General features: G+C 44.7%; 17 protein-coding genes and 5 tRNA genes. 7 read left to right on the top strand and 15 right to left on the bottom strand.

What is annotated here, in order from left to right:
- The first annotated feature begins 52 nt into the window (after positions 1 to 52).
- Positions 53 to 931: a carboxylate/amino acid/amine transporter gene (locus OCV30_RS00285; RefSeq protein WP_012602979.1), complete on the top strand. Its 879-nt coding sequence runs from the start codon at positions 53 to 55 to the stop codon at positions 929 to 931.
- 145 nt (positions 932 to 1,076) lie between these two features.
- On the opposite strand, the gene OCV30_RS00280 is transcribed toward OCV30_RS00285, so the two are convergent.
- From OCV30_RS00280 to OCV30_RS00270, 3 genes are all read right to left on the bottom strand, one after another.
- Positions 1,077 to 1,667: a hypothetical protein gene (locus tag OCV30_RS00280; protein WP_017103434.1), complete on the bottom strand. Its 591-nt coding sequence runs from the start codon at positions 1,665 to 1,667 to the stop codon at positions 1,077 to 1,079.
- 141 nt (positions 1,668 to 1,808) lie between these two features.
- Complete coding sequence (locus tag OCV30_RS00275) at positions 1,809 to 2,588, bottom strand: class I SAM-dependent methyltransferase (protein ID WP_065679634.1); 780 nt, start codon at positions 2,586 to 2,588, stop codon at positions 1,809 to 1,811.
- A 120-nt stretch (positions 2,589 to 2,708) separates the two neighbouring features.
- Positions 2,709 to 5,816 (bottom strand): EAL domain-containing protein, encoded by a 3,108-nt coding sequence (locus OCV30_RS00270; protein WP_338115274.1) that lies wholly within the window; start codon positions 5,814 to 5,816, stop codon positions 2,709 to 2,711.
- Positions 5,817 to 5,942: 126 nt separating this feature from the next.
- Between OCV30_RS00270 and asnC the strand changes: the two genes are divergently transcribed.
- Positions 5,943 to 6,407, top strand: coding sequence for a transcriptional regulator AsnC (asnC, locus tag OCV30_RS00265; protein ID WP_009848066.1), 465 nt, complete (start codon positions 5,943 to 5,945; stop codon positions 6,405 to 6,407).
- A 68-nt stretch (positions 6,408 to 6,475) separates the two neighbouring features.
- Here the strand turns inward: asnC and prlC are convergent, their stop codons facing one another.
- Positions 6,476 to 8,518 (bottom strand): oligopeptidase A, encoded by a 2,043-nt coding sequence (gene prlC, locus OCV30_RS00260; RefSeq protein WP_065679632.1) that lies wholly within the window; start codon positions 8,516 to 8,518, stop codon positions 6,476 to 6,478.
- Between the two features lie 279 nt (positions 8,519 to 8,797).
- Here prlC and OCV30_RS00255 point away from each other — a divergent pair, with 279 nt between their 5' ends.
- From OCV30_RS00255 to OCV30_RS00240, 4 genes are all read left to right on the top strand, one after another.
- Positions 8,798 to 9,637 (top strand): 23S rRNA (adenine(2030)-N(6))-methyltransferase RlmJ, encoded by an 840-nt coding sequence (locus tag OCV30_RS00255; RefSeq protein ID WP_009848068.1) that lies wholly within the window; start codon positions 8,798 to 8,800, stop codon positions 9,635 to 9,637.
- A gap of 188 nt (positions 9,638 to 9,825) precedes the next feature.
- Positions 9,826 to 11,181: a glutathione-disulfide reductase gene (gorA, locus tag OCV30_RS00250; RefSeq protein WP_065679631.1), complete on the top strand. Its 1,356-nt coding sequence runs from the start codon at positions 9,826 to 9,828 to the stop codon at positions 11,179 to 11,181.
- A gap of 202 nt (positions 11,182 to 11,383) precedes the next feature.
- Positions 11,384 to 13,081: a hypothetical protein gene (locus OCV30_RS00245; RefSeq protein ID WP_065679630.1), complete on the top strand. Its 1,698-nt coding sequence runs from the start codon at positions 11,384 to 11,386 to the stop codon at positions 13,079 to 13,081.
- 141 nt (positions 13,082 to 13,222) lie between these two features.
- Positions 13,223 to 13,474: a DUF6482 family protein gene (locus OCV30_RS00240; RefSeq protein WP_017103429.1), complete on the top strand. Its 252-nt coding sequence runs from the start codon at positions 13,223 to 13,225 to the stop codon at positions 13,472 to 13,474.
- A 91-nt stretch (positions 13,475 to 13,565) separates the two neighbouring features.
- Here OCV30_RS00240 and OCV30_RS00235 read toward each other — a convergent pair whose 3' ends face one another.
- The 11 genes from OCV30_RS00235 to OCV30_RS00185 form a co-directional block, all read right to left on the bottom strand.
- Positions 13,566 to 14,807 carry an NADH:ubiquinone reductase (Na(+)-transporting) subunit B gene (locus tag OCV30_RS00235; RefSeq protein WP_017103428.1) on the bottom strand — a complete coding sequence of 414 codons (1,242 nt, stop codon included), beginning with the start codon at positions 14,805 to 14,807 and terminating at the stop codon, positions 13,566 to 13,568.
- Positions 14,808 to 15,005: 198 nt separating this feature from the next.
- Positions 15,006 to 15,992 carry an SPOR domain-containing protein gene (locus tag OCV30_RS00230; RefSeq protein WP_065679629.1) on the bottom strand — a complete coding sequence of 329 codons (987 nt, stop codon included), beginning with the start codon at positions 15,990 to 15,992 and terminating at the stop codon, positions 15,006 to 15,008.
- Between the two features lie 188 nt (positions 15,993 to 16,180).
- Positions 16,181 to 17,119: an ABC transporter permease gene (locus OCV30_RS00225; protein ID WP_065679628.1), complete on the bottom strand. Its 939-nt coding sequence runs from the start codon at positions 17,117 to 17,119 to the stop codon at positions 16,181 to 16,183.
- A gap of 2 nt (positions 17,120 to 17,121) precedes the next feature.
- Positions 17,122 to 18,099 (bottom strand): ABC transporter permease, encoded by a 978-nt coding sequence (locus tag OCV30_RS00220; RefSeq protein WP_009848074.1) that lies wholly within the window; start codon positions 18,097 to 18,099, stop codon positions 17,122 to 17,124.
- A gap of 180 nt (positions 18,100 to 18,279) precedes the next feature.
- A complete protein-coding gene (locus tag OCV30_RS00215; protein WP_009848075.1) occupies positions 18,280 to 19,833 on the bottom strand; it encodes an ABC transporter substrate-binding protein in 1,554 nt (517 codons plus the stop codon).
- Between the two features lie 94 nt (positions 19,834 to 19,927).
- Complete coding sequence (locus OCV30_RS00210; protein WP_065679627.1) at positions 19,928 to 21,655, bottom strand: dipeptide ABC transporter ATP-binding protein; 1,728 nt, start codon at positions 21,653 to 21,655, stop codon at positions 19,928 to 19,930.
- A gap of 1,200 nt (positions 21,656 to 22,855) precedes the next feature.
- Positions 22,856 to 22,932 (bottom strand) — tRNA-Pro (locus OCV30_RS00205).
- A gap of 55 nt (positions 22,933 to 22,987) precedes the next feature.
- A tRNA-His gene (locus tag OCV30_RS00200) sits at positions 22,988 to 23,063 on the bottom strand.
- A gap of 45 nt (positions 23,064 to 23,108) precedes the next feature.
- Positions 23,109 to 23,185: transfer RNA gene (locus OCV30_RS00195), tRNA-Pro, on the bottom strand.
- A 77-nt stretch (positions 23,186 to 23,262) separates the two neighbouring features.
- Positions 23,263 to 23,338, bottom strand: a tRNA-His gene (locus OCV30_RS00190).
- Between the two features lie 47 nt (positions 23,339 to 23,385).
- Positions 23,386 to 23,462: transfer RNA gene (locus tag OCV30_RS00185), tRNA-Arg, on the bottom strand.
- A gap of 297 nt (positions 23,463 to 23,759) precedes the next feature.
- Here OCV30_RS00185 and OCV30_RS00180 point away from each other — a divergent pair.
- Positions 23,760 to 24,173, top strand: coding sequence for a c-type cytochrome (locus OCV30_RS00180; RefSeq protein WP_065679626.1), 414 nt, complete (start codon positions 23,760 to 23,762; stop codon positions 24,171 to 24,173).
- Positions 24,174 to 24,224: the final 51 nt, after the last annotated feature.

The raw sequence follows: 24,224 nt of genomic DNA, 5'->3' as shown, positions 1-24,224 counted from the left end.
TGAATTAAGGTTAGGTAACATACAGCTCATATCTTATTAACGAAGTTTTTATATGAGCTATTTAGCTAGTGTTACCCTCTTATGGGCCTTCTCTTTTAGCCTGATCGGCGTTTACCTTGCTGGTCAGGTTGATTCTTGGTTCTCTGTATTAATGCGTGTTGCCCTTGCTGGCATTGTATTTCTTCCTTTCCTGAAGTTTCGAGGTATCTCGCGTAAGCTGATCGCTAAGTTGATGACGATTGGTGGTATCCAGCTTGGGCTGATGTACTGCTTCTATTACCAATCTTTCTTGCTGCTATCCGTTCCTGAAGTCCTTCTGTTTACCGTTTTTACCCCAATTTACGTCACGCTTATTTATGACTTCCTCAAAGGACAATTCTCTCCGTGGTATTTAGTGACAGCGGCGATTGCTGTATTGGGCGCTGTATTCATTAAATTCGCGGGTATCAACGAAAATTTTTTAGTCGGTTTCCTCGTAGTCCAAGGTGCAAACCTGTGCTTTGCTATCGGCCAAGTTGCTTACAAAGTAGTGATGGAGAAGGAATCGACAGAGTTACCTCAGCGCACAGTATTTGGTTACTTCTATTTGGGTGCGTTATGCGTCGCTTCGGTTGCTTTCATACTCTTAGGTAACCCTGAGAAGCTGCCAACAACCACTCTTCAATGGGGCATCCTGATTTATCTTGGCTTGATTGCTTCGGGGCTAGGTTACTTTATGTGGAATAAAGGTGCATGCATGGTGAATGCTGGTGCACTGGCTGTAATGAACAACGCCTTAGTTCCAGCCGGCCTTGTAGTGAACATCCTTATTTGGAACAGAGACGTCGACTTGATTCGATTGGCCATTGGCGGCGCGGTTATCTTGTTCTCTCTATTCGTCAACGAGACATGGGTGAAAAAGCGTGTTGCGAGATCCACAAGCAACGCCTAACCGCTTTCACTGAGCTAAGTGAACTAAACTAAGCTAAGTGAGCAGAGCTAAATGAGTTAGCTCTGATAACCCCAAAAAGCAAAAGAGCGACCTTAGGTCGCTCTTTTTAAATCATCGTTGTAGCAATAAGTTATCCGTACCAGTTTCAGTGAATGTGACTATGGCTCACTACCTGAGTCTTGGTTTCAGTGAAAGCGACGTCATCAAGTTGTAGGTTGATACGTTCAAGGTTACTTTCCAGTTTTTGACTTTTCTTAAACAGCTTTTGCTGCTTCTTAATCATCTTCGCGAGCTTTTTGTTGTACTTCTCTTGTTTCTTAGCCGCTTTCTTCGCTCGCTTGAGGTCGGCTTTTTCATCACCACTCGCATTAGCGATTCGTTTTTTCAGTTTGGCTTTTTTCTGTGATGCATTTTTATCTACAACATTAGGGGCAATATCAGCAGCGGCTGGATCGAACATTTGTACGCTCGGCTCAATTGTCTCGCTGATTTCCGCAAGCGATAACTCGGGTGCAGGTAATGTTTCCGCTAGTAGGCCGCATGCGGCTTTTTCTTCAACGGGTTTATTTTGACAGCCAAGAGGTGGAATTGCGGTTGGTTTGCATAGGTTCGCTTGATCCGCCGAAGAACGCGCACAAGAACGACACACAAACTTAGGTTCAGTAACCAAGCTATGGATCTCTCCTAGGTGTTCAGTAATATCTCGACGGTTTAACTTACAAAAGCGTTTAGCCATGCTACAACTCCAGCTAAGAATAATAATGATTCTTAGTTAGATATACATCCGTAACGCGACTATCGCAAGTGTTAAATGGTGATTTATCGTATTTATGACGGGAAATTTTCTTAGCGTGTAGCTAAGTTATTGATGCTTCCGCTAAGTCATTGATGCTTTCACATACACATCAAAACGGTTCTTTTTAGTTTCGATTGCCATGCTCGGTTTTTGCTCGTCTAACCATGCTGCGTAATCTGGTCTTTTGACCACAACGCGCTTCGTTGCCAGCTTCATCGCAGGCTCAAACAAGCCATCGGCATCCAGATCGGCGCCAACCAAAGATTGGAATACTCGCATCTCTTTCTTAACCAAAGCCGACTTCTTCTTGTTCTCTGGGTGTGGGTACATAGGATCGAGGTACACCACATCAGGCTGTTCGAAGTTAGGGTCGTTGCTAAGTTTATCCAGCGCATCGTGACTTGAAGCGTGAATCAACTTCATACGTTCGCTAACCCAACCGCCGATATCTGGGTCTTTTTTTGCTCTCTGCAGGCCGTCATCAAGCAGTGCAGCCACAACTGGATGTCGCTCGACCATCTGCACTTTACAGCCCAACGAAGCCAATACAAACGCGTCACGCCCTAAGCCTGCTGTACCATCAAGAATAGTTGGCGTTGCGCCTTTATTTAGACCTGCCGCCTTAGCAATTGCCTGACCTTTACCACCACCAAACTTACGTCTGTGACCGACTGCGCCTCCCACTAAATCAACAAAAATAGCGCCAAGCTTAGGCTCATCGACTTTACGTAGCTCAAGTCGCTCGCAAGTCAGTACCAAAGCAAAATCGCTGTTTTCATCATGAGATAAATTCCAACGGGTCGCTAAGTCATTTAGATGATCGATTTGGGTAGCATCTTCGCAAATCAGTTGTAGTTGCAAGGTCGTCTCCAACAGACAGTAGTATTCAAAACAAAAGAGGCAACCAGTTTACCTGATTGCCTCAACAATACATATTAGCGGTGAAAAGTATTCACAGCTCGGTCGGCTTACCTAAACCAATTACTCTATCTCTCGTTCTTGCCTTAACTCTTCAACAAGCTCGGCCAGTGGCTTCGGTCGGCCAATAACATAGCCCTGAGCGTAGTTAACACCGAGTTCAATCAACTTATCGAGAACCTGAGTATTTTCAACAAACTCAGCTACCGTGTGCTTGCCCATCTGCTTCGCTAAATCATTGATCGAACGAACCATCACATAGTCCATCTCGTTAACATCAATATCACGCACAAACAGGCCATCAATTTTCACAATATCAACGGGTAATGCCTTCAGATATCCGAATGACGACAAGCCTGAACCAAAATCATCCAGAGCAATCAAACAGCCGAGCTCTTTAATTCGAGTAAAGAACTTGATTGCCTGCTTCATATTACTCATGGCGGCCGTTTCAGTGATCTCTAAACAAATCTTATGGCAAGGCACTGATGAGTTCGCCAAACTTTCAATCAAGAATTCAACAAACTCTCGGTTACCCATCGAGTGACCAGAAAGGTTTATCGAACACATCCCCAAATCATCAACGAGATGCGGGCGTTGCTCCAACCAATTCAACGTCTGACTGACGACTTGGCGATCAATCAAATGCGCGATGTTATAGCGCTCGGAAGCTGGCATGAAGATCCCCGGTGAAATGTACTCACCTTGGACGTTCTTGATCCGCACCAGTATCTCAAAGTGCATTTTGTTGCTATTTTCCTCTAGGCCAAGAATACGTTGGGCAAATAACTCCAAGCGATCATTGGCTAAGGCTTCGTGTACCAAGTTAACGCATTCCATTTCTAAATGGCGACGGCGCAGATCTTCATCATCTAGATGATAAAGGTGATAACGATTTCGCCCTTCCTCTTTAGCGGCATGGCAAGCGGCATCCGCCTGTGCATGCACCATTTGTGATGAAGCGGCAGTATGGTCAATCAATCGAATTCCGATAGAACAAGTAAGATTGAGGTGAATATCACCCCATAAGAATGGATTCTCACTCATCATCGATATAATACTGTGACAGACATTGACAGCATCTCGCTCAGTACAGTCTTTGATTAATACCGCAAACTCATCTCCCCCCATCCGAGCTAACACAGCATTGTAAGGAAGCACATCTTCTATCAGATTAGCGCTAAATAAGATCGCGGCATCACCCGCTTCATGCCCAGCAGTATCGTTCAATACTTTCAATTGGTCCAAATCTAAGAACAACATCGCATGAGTTCTCATATGACTCTCGACCTCTTTCAGCGCCTTTTGTAGCTCTTGCTCAAAGTGGTTGCGGTTGAAAGTGTCTGTAAGCAGGTCATAACGCGCTTGGTATTCTAACTTTTCAGAAAGTTCGCGGGTTTCAGTAATATCCTCTCCCACAATCAACAGCTGACCCGAGTCGACCAATGGACGAATATTTTCACGAATCCAGATCGTTCTACCGTCCGCATGACGATACTCGATATCACGACGCCACACGCCGCGAATTTTGTGCTGTGGTTGCAACAAGATATGACGAGGAATCATCGCGTTCTCATCCACATAAAATTCTCTAGGGCGATGCCCCAAAAGCAGATCAAGTGGATAACCTAGTAATTCTTCAGCAAACTGGTTCACTTGCTGAATGCGATTATTTACATCCAGTGTAATCATCATCACCGGTTGCTTGTCGTAATACAGTTTGAGATTCGCTTCACGTTGGAACAATTTGTTCTCAGCAAGCTTTCGTGAGGTAACATCACGAGCTTCAAATAAGAACTGAATGGTGTCCTCTTCACTGATCGGCATCGGCTTTAAAGAGATATCTAGCACCATTCCACCACGATCACGACACCATACCTCAGCCTCAAATCGTAGGGTGGGATAATCATCTCTTTCAGCAAAATACTCCTTTAGCACTTCGCCCGCGGCACCCTCCCAATATTCTTGGAGAGGTGTTCCCAATTTATAACCTTGATTATAAAGAAGCTCATGCAGCTTACTGTTGCTCGACAGCAGTACACCGCCTTTATCAAGAATCCCCATGAACTGTAGGCTTTGGTCGAATATTGACTCCAGTAACAGCTGGCTTTGTCGGCTGGCACGTTCACTTTTCTTAAGGCGGTTGAGGTAGTAAACCAAGGTCGCAATAACACACGACATAACCAGAAACAGCAAACCTATTGTTCGAATTTCATCGTGATAACGCACCAAGAATGACTGAGGCTTGTTGAGAAAAGTAATTGAAGCTTCATTCTCAGTTCCCAGCCCCCAGCGTGACATCTGTTGGTAGTCGAGTTTAATTTCCGATGCGCCAGGTGCGACTAAAGGCAGAGGTTCATTTGGGTTTGCTAATACCTTTAGTAAAACACGTCCCGTATCTCGACCTTGCGTTTCACCACTTTGAATCACACCGCCTATCGCCCCAAACCCTAGCCCCAAATCGTGCACCATATACAGTGGCATTTGGGTTTTAATGTTCAATTGTCGCCAGTCTTCAACGCTACTCACGTTACCTTTAGCATCGCGATAATATGCCCAAAAGAGTAAGCTCTGATCTAGATCGGTTCGCTGAGAAAACGCAATTAACTCTTGGTAAGAGTCAGGCACATAGTGCTCCAGCAAATCGGAAAAGTTGGGGTGAGCCTCAATAGAACGATCAATTTGTGAGCGGATAGCCTCACCTGTTACTGAATGGTCAGTAACAATGTATATCTTCTTTACGTTTGTTTGAAGGCGCTTAATTAGCTCAATATTACCCAATAAATCAATATCTTCAGTAATGCCCGTCGCGTTCAAACCTTCAATCATTTCAGGGGAGAAATTGTTGATGCCACCAAAGATTACTGGCGTATCTTTGAGATCGGGCGCAAGGCGCTTCATTAAATTAAGGGCGTTATTGTCACTGACCACAACCGCAGCAAATTCTTCATGCATCAACTTGGTGTGATAAAGCTGATAAACGCGCTCTAAGTATTCTGGGTTTTGAGTTCGTTTACTATCCAAATAAACAACTCGATACGATAGTCGATCACGGTCCAGTTCTTCTGATAATCCTTTGTGGAAATCATCAGTCCAGAAAAAACCCTGATGATAAGAGTGAATAACCAACACATCTTTTGTTTGAGCTGAAACAAAAGCACTCCAACACATAACAATCAAAAACAACGAAAATCGCACTGAATTCACCCTAACACTATAGTTGCTGCTAATATTATCACCCTTGGCTATGATGTGTACTAAAGCCGGTATGTTTTTTATTCACCCTAAGGATTATGCATGTCCACAACTACAGCTCGTCTGGATGATCTAGACCGTGCCATTCTCAAAACCTTAATGGAAGATGCGCGCACGCCTTATGCTGAAATGGCAAAGAAATTCGATGTCAGCCCCGCGACGATTCACGTTCGTATCGAAAAGATGAGATCGGCCGACATTATTGAGCGAACCGAGGTTGTAGTAAACACCAAGAAGCTTGGTTACGACGTGTGTTGTTTTATTGGTATCAACCTTAACGCAGCTCGCGACTACCACTCAGCCATTGCCAAGCTTAATGCATTAGACGAAGTGGTTGAGGCTTACTACACCACTGGCGCCTACAACATTTTCGTTAAACTGATGTGTAAATCGATCGAAGAGTTGCAGTTCGTACTGATCGATAAATTGCAGGCGATTGACGAGGTTCAATCGACTGAGACACTGATTTCATTGCAGAACCCTATCAACCGCAATGTAAATCCATAATCGTTTGATAAATAGATACAAAAAGAGCCTCACAATGAGGCTCTTTTTACATTCTGACCAGCACAATATTAAGCGCTGATACCCGCATGACGCAGCATCGCATCGATTTGAGGCTCACGACCGCGGAAGCGTTTGAACAGCTCCATCGGCTCTTCACTACCACCCATTTCAAGGATGTTGTTCAGGAAGCGATTGCCCGTTTCAGTGTTGAAGATACCCTCTTCTTCAAATGCTGAGAACGCATCTGCAGACAATACTTCTGCCCATAGGTAGCTGTAGTAGCCCGCGCTGTAGCCACCAGCAAAGATATGCCCAAAGCTGTGCGAGAAGCGGTTCCAATCAAGGCTTGGCAATACAGAAACTTTAGACTTCACGTCGGCTAACGTTTCGAGTACGCGAGCACCCACTTCAGGGTCGTACTCTGTGTGCAGTGTGAAATCGAACAGGCCAAGCTCTAGCTGACGCAGGATAAACATCGCAGATTGGAAGTTCTTCGCCGCTAGCATTTTCTCTAACATCTCTTTTGGTAAGGCTTCACCCGTTTCGAAGTGACCAGAAATAAACGACAGCGCCTCCTCTTCCCAACACCAGTTTTCTAGGAACTGACTTGGTAGCTCAACGGCATCCCAAGGCACACCGTTGATACCCGCAACTGCGCCCGCTTCAACTTGCGTTAGCATGTGATGGATACCGTGGCCAAATTCGTGGAACAAAGTGACCACTTCATCGTGAGTAAACAGTGCTGGTTTGTCACCGACTGGCTTGTTGAAGTTACACGTTAGGTAAGCAACAGGCGTCTGTAGATCACCAGATTGAGTAATGCGACGACCGCGACAGTCATCCATCCAAGCACCGCCACGTTTGTGTTCACGTGCGTATAGATCTAGGTAGAAGCTACCGCGCAATGTGCCTGTCGCATCAAAGATATCAAAGAAGCGCACTGACTCATGCCATGTATCCACACCTTCACGCTCAGTCACAGACATACCAAACACACGGTTTAGTACTTCGAACAAACCAGACACTGCGTTCGACTCAGGGAAGTATGGACGAAGCTCTTCATCAGAGATCTCGAACAAGTTCTGTTTTTGTTTCTCGCTGTAGTAAGCGATGTCCCACAGGTTTAGTTCAGAGACACCAAACTCTTTCTCAGCAAACTGACGTAGCTCTTCTACTTCGCGCTCACCTTGTGGTTTGGCTTTTACTGCTAGATCGTTAAGGAAACCAAGTACTTGGTCTGGCGTTTCTGCCATCTTAGTCGACAGAGATTTTTCGCTGTAAGTGCTAAAGCCAAGCATGCGTGCAATCTCGTGACGCAGCTTAAGTTGCTCCGTGATGATCTCAGTGTTGTCCCACTTACCTGCATTTGGACCGCGATCTGAAGCGCGTGTTACGTACGCTTCGTATAGCTCTTTACGCAGTTCTTGGTTATCACAGTACGTCATCACCGGTAAATATGAAGGAATATCCAAAGTCAGTAGGTAACCTTCCTGCTCTTTAGCTTCCGCCGCGGCTTGTGCTGCTGCCAATGCCGACTCAGGCATACCAGCCAGTTCAGCCACGTCTGTAACTTGCTTGCTCCAACCCATGGTTGCATCAAGCACATTGTTTGAGAATTGAGAACCCAGCTCAGACTGACGCTTGCTGATCTCGCCGTAGCGGTGCTGCTCGTCTGCGGGTAAGCCAATGCCTGATAATTCAAAGTCACGCAGTGCGTCGGTAATGGTTTTCTGTTGAGCTTGGTCTAATGCCGAGAATGCCTCACTCGCCTTGATCGCTTTATACGCTTCGAACAAACCTTTGTGTTGGCCGACCCACGTGCCGTACTCAGAAAGTACAGGCAGGCAGCTCTCATAAGCGTCACGCAGTTCGTCGCTGTTCATCACAGAATTCATATGGCTTACAGGTGACCAAATACGGCCTAAACGATCATCCACTTCTTCAATTGGAGCAACGAGGTTGTCCCAACTTGGTGAAGTATTACCTTCAAGTACTTGTTCTATCTTGTTGCGACACTCTTCAATCACTTGCTCAACCGCTGGCTTAACGTGCTCAGGTTTGATCTGTGAAAACGGAGGTAAATCCGTGAAGGTTAATAGCGGATTAGACATATAAACATTCCTTTGGCTTTAGAGACTTTCGTCTTTTTTGTAATGAGGTCGTCTTACAGTCATCAGGCTCAGGGTCACCCTAAAAAATCACCTGCGAATAGTTATTAGATAGTGCCCAACAAGGCAAATTTCAATAGTAGAACCAATAACTAACTGCATATTGCGAACAGCTGTTCCTGAATTGTTCGAGAATTTATGGTCCATTGGGGGTTATAATAGTCAAACTAACCCCACCTACACTAACCACACTCTAATTCGAGAGTGTTACGAGAGTTTAATTTGTTAAGTTATCGCCACAGCTTCCACGCGGGCAACCATGCCGACGTAGTAAAGCATATCGTACAGAGCCTTATTCTTAATTCTTTGAAACAGAAGGATAAGCCTTTTGTTTACCATGACACTCACTCTGGTGTAGGTCGTTACGACTTAACGCATGAATGGTCTGAAAAAACGGGCGAATACAAACAAGGTATTGCCCGCGTCTGGGCACAAACAGAACTTCCTGAAGACATTCAAAGCTACCTTGAGTCTATCTCAGCACTCAACAATGGCGAAAAACTGCGTTTCTATCCAGGTTCACCACGTGTAGCACATGCGCACCTGCGTGACCAAGACCGCATGGTACTGACCGAACTTCACCCAGCCGATCACCCGCTGCTTGAGCAAGAGTTCCACCGCGATCGTCAGGTATCTATCTACAAAGAAGATGGCTTCCAACGCCTAAAAGGCAGCCTGCCACCTAAAGAACGTCGTGGTTTGGTACTTATCGACCCACCTTACGAGTTGGCAAAAGAGTATCGTGATGTTGTGACTGCGATTGCTCAAAGCCATAAGCGCTGGGCAACCGGTATCTACGCAATTTGGTACCCAGTGGTAAATCGCTGTGATATCGAAGACATGATCGAAGGCCTTGAAGGCTTAGGCATCAACAAGATTCTACAAATCGAACTTGGCGTATCACCAGACACCAACGAGCGTGGCATGACAGCATCAGGCATGATTGTTATCAACCCACCTTGGAAGCTAGAAAGCCAAATGAACGAAATTCTTCCATTCTTGAAGGAAGCAATTGCGCCGGCAACCGGTCACTTCAAAGTAGAGTGGATCGTACCCGAGTAATCTCGAACTTAACGTCATGCTCCGACGAATACTCAGCAGACTGTGACGTACACGAATAAATTTTAAACAGGGAGATTGAGTTCAACCGATCTGCCCTCAATATAATAATTAGACAATTTAAGAATCTATAGGACGTAGGTGTTCAGTGCGCTCACTGTACCCACAGCCTTCAATAAATGGAGAAAGTAATGGCGACTCATTTTGATTACATCTGTATCGGCGGCGGTTCAGGCGGCATCGCATCAGCTAACCGCGCAGCAATGCACGGTGCAAAAGTTGCACTTATCGAAGCTCAAGACCTTGGTGGTACTTGTGTAAACGTTGGTTGTGTTCCTAAAAAGGTTATGTGGCACGGTGCTCAAGTTGCTGAAGCAATCAACCTATATTCAAAAGACTACGGCTTCGACGTTGACGTAAAAGGCTTCAACTGGGGCAAACTGGTTGAAAACCGTCAAGCGTACATTGGTCGTATCCACCAATCTTACGATCGCGTTCTTGGTAATAACAAAATAAACGTAATCAAAGGCTTTGCTAAGTTTATAGATGAAAAAACCGTTGAAGTTAACGGTGAACACTACACAGCGGATCACATCCTGATCGCAGTGGGTGGTCGTCCAACCATTCCAAACATCCCTGGCGCAGAGCACGGTATCAACTCAAACGGTTTCTTCGATCTGATGGAGCAACCTAAACGTGTTGCTGTAATCGGCGCAGGCTACATCGCAGTAGAAATCGCAGGCGTACTAAGTGCACTTGGCACAGAAACACACCTGTTCTGTCGTAAAGAGTCTCCACTTCGCAGCTTCGACCCAATGATCGTTGAAACACTGGTTGAAGTAATGGAAGCGGAAGGTCCAACACTTCACACGCACTCTGTTCCTAAAGAAGTAGTGAAAGAAGCAGATGGCACGCTGACTCTGCACCTAGAGAACGGCAACACTCAAAACGTTGACCACCTAATTTGGGCTATCGGCCGCCACCCAGCGACTGACGCTATCAACCTAGCATCAACGGGTGTTGCAACCAACGACCGTGGCTACATCAAAGTAGACGAGTTCCAAGCAACCAACGTTCCTGGTATCTACTGTGTAGGCGACATCATGGAAGGCGGTATCGAACTAACACCTGTTGCTGTTAAAGCCGGTCGTCAGCTTTCTGAGCGTCTATTCAACGGTCAAACAAACGCAAAGATGGACTACACGCTCGTTCCTACTGTTGTATTCAGCCACCCACCTATCGGCACTATTGGTCTAACGACTCAAGAAGCTGAAGAGCAATACGGCAAAGACAACATCAAGGTATACACGTCTGGTTTTACTGCAATGTACACTGCAGTCACTCAGCACCGTCAACCTTGTAAGATGAAGCTAGTGTGTGCTGGCGAAGAAGAGACTGTAGTTGGCCTACACGGTATCGGTTTCACTGTCGATGAAATGATTCAAGGCTTCGGTGTTGCAATGAAGATGGGCGCAACCAAAGCAGACTTCGACTCTGTTGTGGCAATTCACCCAACGGGCAGCGAAGAATTCGTTACCATGCGATAAACCACTGTAAGTCAAAGAAATATTATACAAAAGCCGACCTATGTCGGCTTTTTTTGTTTTTTACCGTATGGTTGGGATATTTATTAACCGAACAGCATTTTACATACTTAACTTGGAATCAAGATCAAACTACAATCGCGCGCTATAAAATTACACGCATAAAAAAAACAATTAGCTCTAATACATGAAGGATGTACGAGTAATGAAAAAAGTGAGTATTCTCGCAGCAGCGATTGCAGTGGCTTTAACAGGTTGTGGTAGCGACAGTTCTAATTCAGGTGTCACAACACCGACAGAACCATCAACAACAACCAACAAATTTATCGATGCCGCTGTTGAAGGTATCTACTACAGTACTAGCTCTGGTTCAAAGGGCATCACAAACAGCGAAGGCGAATTTACCGCTAAGTCTGACGATACGGTGACCTTCTTCATTGGTGGTGAAAATGGCTTGAAAGTAGGGGCAGCATCAAACCGTGATGTACTGACACCATTTGAAGCGGCGGGCAAATACGACCGAGCTCTAAATTTAGCAATTCTACTTCAGTCTTTAGATAACCAATTTGGTAGCGCTTCTGATGAAGTACTGACAATTCCAAATGCGTTGCGCGAACCTGATGCTGCGACGTTAGCGAAGATGAAAAACCTAAGTCTAGATGACCGTGATTCTGTTACAGACTTCCTAACAGCGATGGGAGTCACTTCAATTACTAATGAATCTGAAGCATTGGCTCATATGGAGAAAGCATTCGGAGAAAAATCAGGGACTGTTCGCGGCAGCGCTGATGCCAATCCATTTGTAGCGAAAAATGGGCAATTTATTCGCTCAATCATGGTGAGACAGTATGATATTAACGATCCAAACAACCGCCCTAACGACAAAACAATGTTAGTTCACGCTGACAAAATGCTCCCTAAAGCTGTGTTTGAACATACACGTGGCACGCCTTACTTCACTTATCAAGATTCAGCCAATGGTCTTATTGCTGTAAGTGACAGCGACTCTTTATTGTCATACGCAGACGCTGAAAAGTACATCAGCTGTGTATTGGCAGGGAGTTCTGCAGGCTGCAATCAAACAGCTCACCCAGACTTCACCCTAAACGCTCCGTTTTCTTACCTTCTACTTGATAAAAGCAAAGAAAATACCACACCTAAGCCAGGACGTTACGATGAGGCACCTTTCATTGAAGGGAATCAACAAGTCCTCAACCACTACACGCCAAACAAACTGGAAGATGATCGAGATGAAGGCGATGCAACCCCTTCATACCAATATGAAACTCTTTCAGGTAGCTATGACCCAATTACAAAAATATACACACAGATTCGTTCAAAAACAGAGTTAAGCGACCCATCAAGCGAATCAAATAAAGCAAAGCGTATCGAAGAAAGTTTGAATTTCTACTATCACGTAGAAACACCTAGTGACGAAAGGTACGTGGATTTCACTGGGTCTTGGGATACCACTCAGATTTGCGCTGATGGACAAAATGCTGTCATGAGAATGGTATTTGATTCTGAGGGCGCTACCGTATCAGGGAAAGAGTGCAATGCAAACTCACCGGCAGATCTTGAAGACTCAGGCAAGAAGTATACCTATGAAGAGCTTGCTGCAATTGACTATTGGTGGTTTAACATTTCAGGACGTGAATCAAAAGCAACCCTGACAGATCTAAACTCAGTCGTGCGCTTCTGTGATGATACTGACAATGGTTATATTCCTGGTTCAGGAGATAAATGTCCTGTTGATGCAAATGGTAATAATCAAGAATACATCATTAAATGGGAGTATCAGCCAGCAGGTACTAACTGGGATGAAGGGTTGCTAACTCGCCGTAAAATGACTCCAGACGGATCAACAACAGGCCGTGTGAGCATCATGCAAAAAATCAACTAACCTTTGAGTTAATTTGATTACTTATTAATAAACCAGAAGCTGAGCTTCTGGTTTTTTCATTTTTAACACACATGAACCTTCAAACAACCATCAACGTAGATACAGAAACAAAGAACTATCGAGAACAACATGGAGTTTGTTATGAATCTACTCATTGAATCATTTGAAGGCGGGATCTACTTGGCTTACCAAATCATTGGCGAGCAAAAGCAATTAATCAAAGACGACCACCAGCACCCAATGAAGTTTTTGAGTGTTAACCAAGCCCGCGACCACTTCAGTGATCAAGGCGTATCGTCAGCAATGCTGATACACAACAGTGCATACGATGAGATGTGCGGTGAGCATTGTGGTAACACCCAACCATTCGAAATTGATTTGAAGTGGAGTTAAATCAACTTCAAATCAATCGCAATAAAAATTGAAAGGCTTGCAGCGGTGCAAGCCTTTCTTATGGGAATCGCTTTCCCTATCTGCACTGAAATCAGCGCAATGTTCGTTTCTGCCTGCGTTTGATGTTTTGCTCTTTCACTACAAAGTCGAACAGCGGAGCAAAAAGGTTAGCAAACAAGATCGCCAACATGATGCCCTCTGGATAAGCAGGGTTGAGCACTCGAATACCGACCGTCATCACACCGATCAGAATCCCGTAAGCCCACTTACTCTGATTAGTAAACGCGGCAGAAACTGGGTCGGTTGCCATAAAGAAAGTGCCAAAGGCAACACCGCCCAATACAAAGTGCCAGTAGAACGGCATCGAGAACATCGAGTTGGTATCAGAGCCAATCCAGTTCATCAAACTCGAAGTCACGACGAGACCGATAATCACACCGGCAACAATGCGCCAAGAGGCGATCTTCATGACAATCAGAATCAGCCCCGTCAACATGATAAGCAATGAAGAAACCTCGCCCATCGAACCCGGAATATTACCGATAAAGGCGTCCATCCAAGTGATCGCCTCGCCAGTCATGTTATTGATGAGTGACGCGCCACCACCTTCATACCATTGGCTTAAAGGTGTTGCACCAGAATAACCATCGGCTGCCACCCATACTAAACCTCCCGACATGTTGGCAGGATAGGCAAAGTAGAGAAAGGCTCGACCAGCAAGCGCTGGATTAAGGAAATTTCGCCCTGTGCCACCAAACAGCTCTTTCGCGACAACGATACCAAAGGTGATACCTAGCGCTGCTTGCCATAACGGGATAGTCGGTGGAAGAATTAAGGCAAAGAGAACCGAGCTAACAAAAAATCCTTCGTTGACCTCATGCTTACGTACAACGGCAAACAGCACCTCCCAGAAACCACCGACGACGAAAACTGTCGCGTAAACGGGTAAGAAGTAGAGAGCCCCGAGCAGCATTTGACTTCCCCAGCTACTTACTATCAATGACTGTGCATCACCAAATGCCCATGACAAGCGCCAACTACTCTCAATAACCGAGGTAAGTTCGTTAAGTTGATAACTGGATGTAAGTGCCGAGACACTCTGGTGCCCGACGTTATACATGCCCCAGAACATGGCAGGGAAAGTCGCCAGCCACACCAGAATCATAATTCGCTTGAGATCGATACTATCTCGAACATGGGTCAAGCCTCGGTTTACGTTGCCGGGCGTATAAAAGATGGTGGCAAACGCCTCATAGACAGGGTAAAGCTTTTCGTATTTACCTCCGGCTTCAAAACGCGGGGCTACGTCTTCTAATCGTTTCTTCAAACTCATAATCTCAATCACCTTATTGCTTGAGTTATGGTTTTCTACGCACCAACTGCTCTATTTGAACAATTTTTAGCTATTTTTAATCAAATTTGTATTGAAAATCCGAGTATCCGGAAATAGACCTGATATTGAAAAGAAAGGCGTATAAACAACAAAGCCCCAGCAATGGCTGAGGCTTATTTGGTATTACGCACGTCTTCGTTATTTCACACACATCACATTAAGTAGTGAGGAGCCTTTAAGCTGGTTTACGTTACCGTTAGTAAACAGGCCTTTTTTATCCGCTCCCCAATAAGGTAGATGCATTGGCCAGTTCTGATTTTCCATGACCTTCGACCCTAAGAGACTTTGCCACTGCTTTTCAGTCAACAGCGTCATATTAATCTTATCACATACTAATTCGGCACTGTCGTAATCGAGTCGGCTCCAAGGTTTACCTTGCTCCATATAAAACTGTTGTTCATCACCTAAAAGATAAGGAATCGCATATTTACTAGCCGCAACACTCGCTGTCATGCGTATTTCAATGTTCAGATCATTGTCTGAATTTGCACCATGACTAGGGAAAGCTTGAATGGCAGCAGCACTCGCGACTGCAGTTTTTTGAGCAGCAGCTATCGGCTTCGGCGCTGGTTTCGCTGCTACTTTAGCCTTAACAGGGGCTTGATGCTTAACCGTTTTTGGCTCTGCCGTTTTTGACTTCATTGCTTTGGTCACGACCGGTTGTGAAGAAGAGGTCTTCGATTTATCAACCATACGAATAAAGGCTTCGCCATAGCCAGAAACCTTACGTACCTGAGCTAAGTCTTTTCTCGCATCAGAAAAAGTAGAATAAGGACCAATTAGGCAGCGATAGTCTCCACCTTCGGGCTTCATCCATACGTTCGTTGAAATCTTCTCATACAATGGCTTTGCTTTGCTCAGTGACAAAGGCTTATTCAACAAACCACATTGAACCCAAAACAGATCGTTATCTGAATGATGTTTAGGCGCTTTACTGCCCCAAACACCGTTACCAATCGGACATGATTGTTCTAGCTGTGGTAACTGATTGGTGCTTGCCTGAGTCGCATCGCATAGAACCGATTCGGCATTAACTTGGCTTGATACCAACAGGGATGCAGCAATAAGCCCCATACGATAATTTCTAACCACAGCACGACATACAACATTCATTGTCAACTTCATAACCACCACTTAAACCCTCTAGGGGTTAATTATTACCGAACAAGTGTCGATAAAACATGAATTCCATTTTAAGTACTATTGACTCTATCAATGGTACTAAGTTCCAAATTCATTAAGCAAAAAAAGAGCCGTAATTGCTTACGACTCTTAGTTTAGTGATTTTTTTTACTAAAAATCAAACTGAACTATCACCCTTTATAGATTTTCGGGTTAAACACGTCACGTAACCAGTCGCCTAGTAGGTTGATAACTAGAACCAATGTCACCAAAAGCACACCTGGGAATGCAGTGATCCACCATGCTCCTGAGAAGATGTAGTTAAAACCAGTACTAATCAGAGCACCCAGTGACGGTTGGTCTACTGGAAGGCCTAAACCTAGGAAAGAAAGTGCCGCTTCTGACATGATGGCATTTGCCACCTGTACTGTAGAGATAACCAAAATCGGTGATAAACAGTTAGGCAGAATATGACGGAACATGATACGAGGTGCTCTAAAGCCCATCACACGTGCCGCTTCTACGTACTCTTTCTTCTTCTCTGCTAATACTGATGCACGAATAGTACGCGCATACTGCGGCCATTCTGCGATACCAATGATCACCACCAGCATCACCACAGCGTATTGTGCATAGAAATAACTACCGAAACTTGCCTTAAAGATGGCCGAGACAATGATCGCAACCATCATGGTTGAGAACGAAAGCTGAACATCAGCGAAGCGCATCAAGAAGCTATCAATACGGCCACCGAAGTAACCCGCAGACAAGCCAATGATAATACCAAGCGTCAGTTGTAGACCTACCGCTAAGAAACCAATAGTCAGTGATAAACGAGAACCGTAAAGCATAGTCGATAAAATATCACGGCCTTGCTCATCCGTCCCTAGCAAGAAGCGTTCTTCGCCGTCTTCCATCCATGATGGTGGAAGTTCTGAGTCCATGATATCAATCGATGTCACGTCGTACGGGTCTGTTGGCGCTAGGATAGGTGCAGCTAGAGCCATCACCAAGAAGATTGAGAAAATGGCGAAGCTCACCATTGCCACTTTGTCGCGTAAGAAGTAATACACAATGTCAGATTGCTTAAAACGTTCCCAGCGAGACGGCACTGTCGATGTCTGTTCCATGATTATGCTCCTTTCCCTGTGATGTTAACGGTTGGGTTGATAACACCGTAAAGCAAATCAACAATCGTGTTAGTCACGACGAAAATAAGACCAACAAAAATAACGTATGCAGTAATCAGTGGTGTATCTACACGGTTGATTGCTTCTAAGAATAAGAAGCCTGTACCTGGCCACTGGAAAACAGTTTCCGTAAGAATGGTGTAAGCCACCATAGTACCAATCTGAACACCACCAACGGTAAGTACCGGTAGCATGGTGTTTTTCAATGCATGTTGGTAATAGATTTTGTTTAGCGCTAGGCCTTTCGCTTTACCAAACTTAATGTATTCAGAACTTAGAACTTCTAACATTTCAGAACGAACTAGACGAATAAACAGCGGCAGCATGATAGATGCCAGAGCAATACTCGGAAGTACTAAGTGTGCAAGGCCATCTAGCGTTAAGAAGCCAGACTCCCAACCAAACCAGTTGGCCGTATCACCACGTCCAAATGACGGCAGCCAACCGAGCTCGATAGAGAACACATACATCAGCATGATTGCAGTTAAGAAAACAGGAACCGAGATACCGACACTACTGCCTGCCATAATCAATTTGGTAAAAAAGCTTTTTGGGTGAATAGCAGAGTAAACGCCGAGTGGGATCGACATACAAACAATAATTAAAGAAGCACCAAATACCAGCTCCAGAGTTGCCACTAGTTTATCTAGAATCACATCAACTGCAGGTCGCTTAAAGAAGTATGAAGTACCAAGATCACCCTGTAGAGCTGCGCCTACAAAGCGAGAGTATTTTGTAACGAAGGGATCATTTAAGCCGAGTTCATCGCGTAGCGCTTGACGCTCCGCCTCTGAAACAGATTGACCGACTAACTCACGTAACGGGTCGCCCAGGTTATCCTGAATGGCAAACGCCACCAAACTGATCACAAACATCACTATCAGTGCCTGAAACAGGCGCTTGACCAGAAACGTAACCATTCCTTGCCCCTTATCTATCCATGACTATCTAATCGAAATCCGCGACTAGACAACAAAAAATTCAGTCTTAAAAAAGGTATTTAGCCAGACTGAAGGAAGACCAAATACCGAAACTTAAATCTATATCTTAATAACATTGAGAGCCTGAAAGCTTCAGGCTCTCGATTCTAGCAAGCTAGATTATTTTACAACTAGGTCGCCGAAGTAAGGCATAACCATTGGGTTTACTACGTCTGCTGCACCTACGTTAGATTTCGCGCCCCACGCTTCACTCTGCCAGTGTAGAGGAACGAAGACTGCATCGTTGTAAAGTGTTGCTTCAACGCCTTTCAGCATCTTAGAACGCTTAACTGGGTCAGTTTCAGTATTAGAAGCTTCTACAATCGCATCCATTTCTGGGTTTGAGTAGCCAGAACAGTTGTATTGACCACGGCCAGTCTCTTCGTTACGAGTCATTGTTAGGAACTCGTTGAAGTTAGCTGAATCTTCAGTATCTGAGTGCCAGCCGATCATCATCATGTCTGCTGAACATAGGTCAAATTCTGGCCAGTACTGTGCTTTAGGCATTGTCTTAAGATCAACTTTGATACCAATCTTAGACAGCATTGCCGCAGACGCTTGCGCAACTTTCGCATCATTCACGTAACGGTTGTTAGGCGCTGCCATAGTTAGTGTAAAGCCGTCTTCGTAGCCCGCTTCTTTCATCAGCTCTTTCGCTTTTTTCAGATCGTAACGAGGAACTAGATCTTCGTTGTGACCCGCGTAGCCTGTTGGGCTCTGCTGACCAGCAGCTGTCGCGAAACCTTTCATGATTTTCTTAACAATACCTTCATTGTTAATCGCATGAACGATTGCTTGACGAACGCGCACATCTTTCAGTGCTTCGTTGCTGTTTTGGTTCATTTGGAACGTAATGATACGAGTACCAGGTAGCGTTACTAGATCGATGTTCTTCGCTTTTTTAACACGCTTGTGATCGTTTGGCGCAACAGGGTGAATCATATCAACATCGCCAGAAAGAAGAGCTGCTACACGCGTTGCATCTTCTTTGATTGGCACAAGTGTTAGCTTGTCTACGTTACCTTCAGTTTCTGTGTCCCAGTAATCGTTGAAACGCTCGAACGTTACTTTAACGCCTTGCTCACGCTGCGTTACGATAAATGGACCAGTACCAGAAACGTTAGTCGAAGCAAACGAGTTACCGTGCTTAACTAGCTCAGATTTGTCATTACCTTCCGCTGTTTGACCAGAGTAGAACTTGCTGTCCATTGGGAAGATGTAGGTTGCTGTTTGTAGTACTAGTGGGTAAGCCGCTTTTGATACTAGCTCAACTGTGTAGTCATCCACTTTTACCATTTTTTCGTATGGCGTGAAGATAGACTTAAAGTCTGGAGAAGCTTGTAGACGTTCAAAAGTCCACACAACATCATCAGCAGTCAGTTCGTTACCAGAGTGGAATTTCACGCCTTTACGTAAGTTAAAGCGGAAAGTCGTTTCATCAACACGCTCCCAGCTAGATGCTAGGCGGCCTTCAAAATCCATCTCTTGAGTGAAACGTACTAGAGGGTCAAACACCATGTGAGACATTTGCAGTGTGCCACCAGACAGCTGCTCGTGCGGGTCAAGTGATACCGGGTCAGCTGCGTAGCCAACGGTAATATCTGCTGCTGCTGCACTAAAGCTTAGGCCAGCTGCCATTAAAGCTACTGCTAATTTGCTTTTCATGGTTTTCATTGCATAACTCCTTCATGCGGGAATCCAGATCCCTAGTTGTTGTATTTGCGTCTGTTTATTGTTTTTAGCAAGCTAAACTCCAGCCTGCTGATTTTTATACCGCGGCTTGTGCCACTGCTTTTTCTTCTCTTAAACCTGTAAATTCAGGCATTAAAGAAATTAGGTGTTTGCTGTATTCATGCTGAGGCGATTGGAATAGCTGCTCAGTTGGCGCTACTTCCAATAGTTCTCCCATTTGCATCACACCAACACGATCACACATTTGGCGAATAACCGGTAAATCGTGACTGATAAACAGCATGGTTAGGTTGAGCTCGTCTTGTAAATCTTTTAATAGGTTAAGGATCTGAGCCTGAACCGACACATCCAGCGCCGAGGTAGGTTCATCACAAATCAAAAGACGTGGACGAGTTGCCAAGGCGCGAGCGATAGAAATACGCTGACGTTGGCCACCTGAGAATTCGTGTGGGTATTTAACTCCAGCCATCTTGCCTAAACCAACGTGCTCTAGCAGGTCGTGAACGATCTGACGAGTTTCATTCTCGTTGCGCGTAAGCTTATGGAATCGGATCGGCTCAGCAATGATGTCGAATATCTTCATTCGAGGGTTCATTGATGTGTAAGGGTTTTGGAAAACCATCTGCATTTGGCGGCGCATTGGGCGACGCTCTTTTTCAGATTTAAGCCCAGTCAGGTCAACGCCTTCAAACGTTACCTTGCCTGAGTTGGGTGCGTACAAACCAGCAATCACACGAGCAATCGTTGATTTACCCGAACCAGATTCACCAACAAGACCAAAAGTTTCACCTTCATGCACTTCAAAGCTCACGTTGTTTGACGCCTGAACGTACTCACGACGACTCTCAAAGAAAGAATCCTTGGTAGTAAAGCGCAAGTTTACGTTTTCAACATTCAACAGTGGACCAGTGTAATCACGGTGGTCTTGGCTTTGACCTAACCAGTGGTTTTTCACATCAAGTGGTTCCATCTCATGTGCTTCTTCGATGTAGCTCACAAGAGGAAAACGATCAAGTTTACGATCTGAACGCGGAACCGCGGAGATAAGACTGTACGTGTAAGGGTGTTCAGGAGTACCAAGGACTTTCGCCGTCGGACCAAACTCAACCAAATCACCACGATACATAACGGCTACGCGATCGGTAACATTAGATACCACACCCATGTCGTGTGTGACCAACATACAACCTACATTCTTCTTAATACATAGGTCGCGAATCAAACCCAAGATCTGGTCTTGAATAGAAACATCCAGTGCGGTTGTTGGTTCATCAGCGATGATTAGGTCAGGTTCACCTGCCAGTGCGATCGCGATAACAACACGCTGACGCATACCGCCAGAGAATTGGTGTGGGTACTGCTTTAAACGGTTTTCTGGTTGCGGAATACCCACTTGGTTCATCAGATCTAATGAGCGCTGGTAGGCTTCTTGATCCGAAACCTTCATGTTGGCATGAATCGTCTCTTTTAACTGCTGTTCTACTGTGAATAGAGGGTTAAGAGAAGTCATTGGATCTTGGAAGATAAAACCAATCTTTGAGCCGCGAACAGAACGCATCTGTTCAGGAGATAAGCCTGAAACTTTTTCACCGTCCAGAAATACCTCGCCGCTAGCAATGCGACCAGGAGGGCTCAGCAAATCGATCACAGCATTACCTACTGTTGATTTGCCTGCACCAGACTCGCCTACAACGCCAACAATCTCACCACGTTCAATATTGAACGAAAGTGATTTCACTGCGGCGTGAACTCCATGACGAGATGGGTATTCGATACGAAGATTTTTTACTTCTAAAAGTGACATTACCAGACCTCTACTGCTTTGGCAGCTTTCTGCCCTGTCTGCAAAATTGAATCCATTCTTACCAGAATATTGTTCTGATATTTTATACGGTTGACAACTTGGCAAATAATTCACAGAAAAGCAACAAAAATAGGATAAAAAGTCGACATTAAACGCTTAGCAAGTAAAAATGCCACATAAGTATTCACTCGAATAGCATATAGTAATGAAAACCAGCATTATATTTCCAATAACAAATACTCACAAACCCCTTACTACTGCGTACTTGTAGAGTTAAACATATCATTCAAAGCACATATCCCCACCAACCACCAAGATCAAATAATTATTCCAAAAAACAATTAACACTATAGAAACAAACGCTAACTTTACCAATTTAAGCAAACAAAATAACCAGATAAAACCAACCCAACAACATATTCAACCATATGATTTTTTTAATAAATACAAACAAGAAAAACGAAAGATTTAATAAATCAAAGGATTTTTTAAACAACAAGATTCGAAGAAACCTGTCAAATACAGGCCTTAGAGAACATATTTAACGTCAAATTTCACTTTTCATAAAAATCCTTAGACCAAACCTATTAATTTGTCGAATGATTGGTGGTGAGTTTTATATAAAATTAGATATCGATCTGCACATTTGATAAAGCAAACTGCTCCGTATAAGCACCATAATGGAGATAAAGGGTAAAAGCCTATCTTATTGTATGGAAGGAGGAGATTTACGGAGGTGACATCAGGCAAGATGTCGAAGCGGTTGAGGTCCCAGCATTAAAAATTGAGGATTACTGAAATGAGAGATGTAAAAAAGCCCCGTCATTCCTGACACGGACGGCTAGTTGAGGCTTCTTAAGGTGGCCAGTGAAGAGACATCCTTTGAACATCAGGCGAACCCCATTTGGGTTCCAATCTAGTGATCTACAGATGAAAAAAAAGCTCATCATTTCTGATGAGCTTTCTTAAAGGTAGACAGTGAAGAGACATTCTTTGAACATCAGGCGAACCCCACTTGGGTTCCAACCTAGAGATCTACAGATGAAAAAAAAGCTCATCATTTCTGATGAGCTTTCTTAAAGGTGGTCGGTGAAGAAGGATTTGATCGGACTGGCGATCCAGCCCACGACCCTCTGGTCTCAAATTATCTAAATTCCAGGCGTAAAAAAGCCCCGTCATTTCTGACGAGGCTTCTTAAGGTGGTCGGTGAAGAGGGATTCGAACCCCCGACCCTCTGGTCCCAAACCAGATGCGCTACCAAGCTGCGCTATTCACCGAGACGTTTCGTTTGAATTCTCAAACAGGAAACTTCAATGAAGTTACCAAAATTAATGGGGTGGCTAACGAGATTCGAACTCGCGACCACCGGAATCACAATCCAGGGCTCTACCAACTGAGCTATAGCCACCACTAATCTTTTATATAACCGCTTAAAAAGCGATTATTGAAATAGTGGTCGGTGAAGAGGGATTCGAACCCCCGACCCTCTGGTCCCAAACCAGATGCGCTACCAAGCTGCGCTATTCACCGACTAATTTTGTATCGACTCTTGGGAATAATGAATCAACACTGGAAGCCGAAGCTACCGATATTTTGTAAAGAAAGAATGGGGTGGCTAACGAGATTCGAACTCGCGACCACCGGAATCACAATCCAGGGCTCTACCAACTGAGCTATAGCCACCATTATTTCTTTTTGCCAATTCTCACTTACCTAAGTAAGAGACCGGATGGCGCGCCTGAAAGGATTCGAACCTTCGGCCTTTGGCTCCGGAGGCCAACGCTCTATCCAGCTGAGCTACAGGCGCATGCCCTGTCGGCGGAGTGGAATAATACGTATATCACCTTATGCCGTCTAGTACTTTTTTAACTTTTTTTTCTGTTTGGTCTCTTTTTCGACAGTTAATATGTGATAAACCCCTTATTTGAGTACTACAACCCACCGCAGCTTATAAGTTGTTGTTTATTGCAACAACTTATCGGGATATAATCACCCATTATTTACATTGGTTTAACAGTTGCTCTTTGCTGATAAAGCCAAAACACCCTTCCAACACTATAAATTGGTAAGCATGTACTTACCTTGGGAATGTAAAGTGAGTTTAATGGATATGTCTCGTCGAATTTTAAGCGTTGTCATCGCAGTTTTAACCTTTTCAACTGGCGCTATGGCTTCAGGCCTAAGCGAAGCAGAGCAAGATGCTATTGCTGAACGCATCAAACCAGTTGGCCAAGTTTACCTAGTCGGCAGCGAGCCAGTAGCCGCAGAACCAACAGGCCCTCGTAATGGCGCAGCAGTTTACGGTACCTTTTGTATCGCTTGTCACGCATCTGGCGTAAGTGGCGCACCTAAAACAGGTGACGCTGGTGACTGGGGTCCTCGTATTGCCCAAGGTCGCGACATTCTAGCTGACCACGCAATCAACGGCTTCAATGCTATGCCAGCGAAAGGGTCATGTATGGACTGTTCAGACGACGAAATCAAAGATGCTATCGAGCACATGATTGCCGGTCTGTAATTTACCGATCTGTAATTAAAAATACCAAATTCAAAAAAGGTGACCTCATGG

The sequence above is a fragment of the Vibrio atlanticus genome, assembly GCF_024347315.1.
In the GTDB taxonomy this organism is placed as follows: domain Bacteria; phylum Pseudomonadota; class Gammaproteobacteria; order Enterobacterales; family Vibrionaceae; genus Vibrio; species Vibrio atlanticus.
The sequence above is the reverse complement of the archived record's forward strand: the minus strand, read 5'-3'. Positions and strand labels throughout refer to the sequence as shown.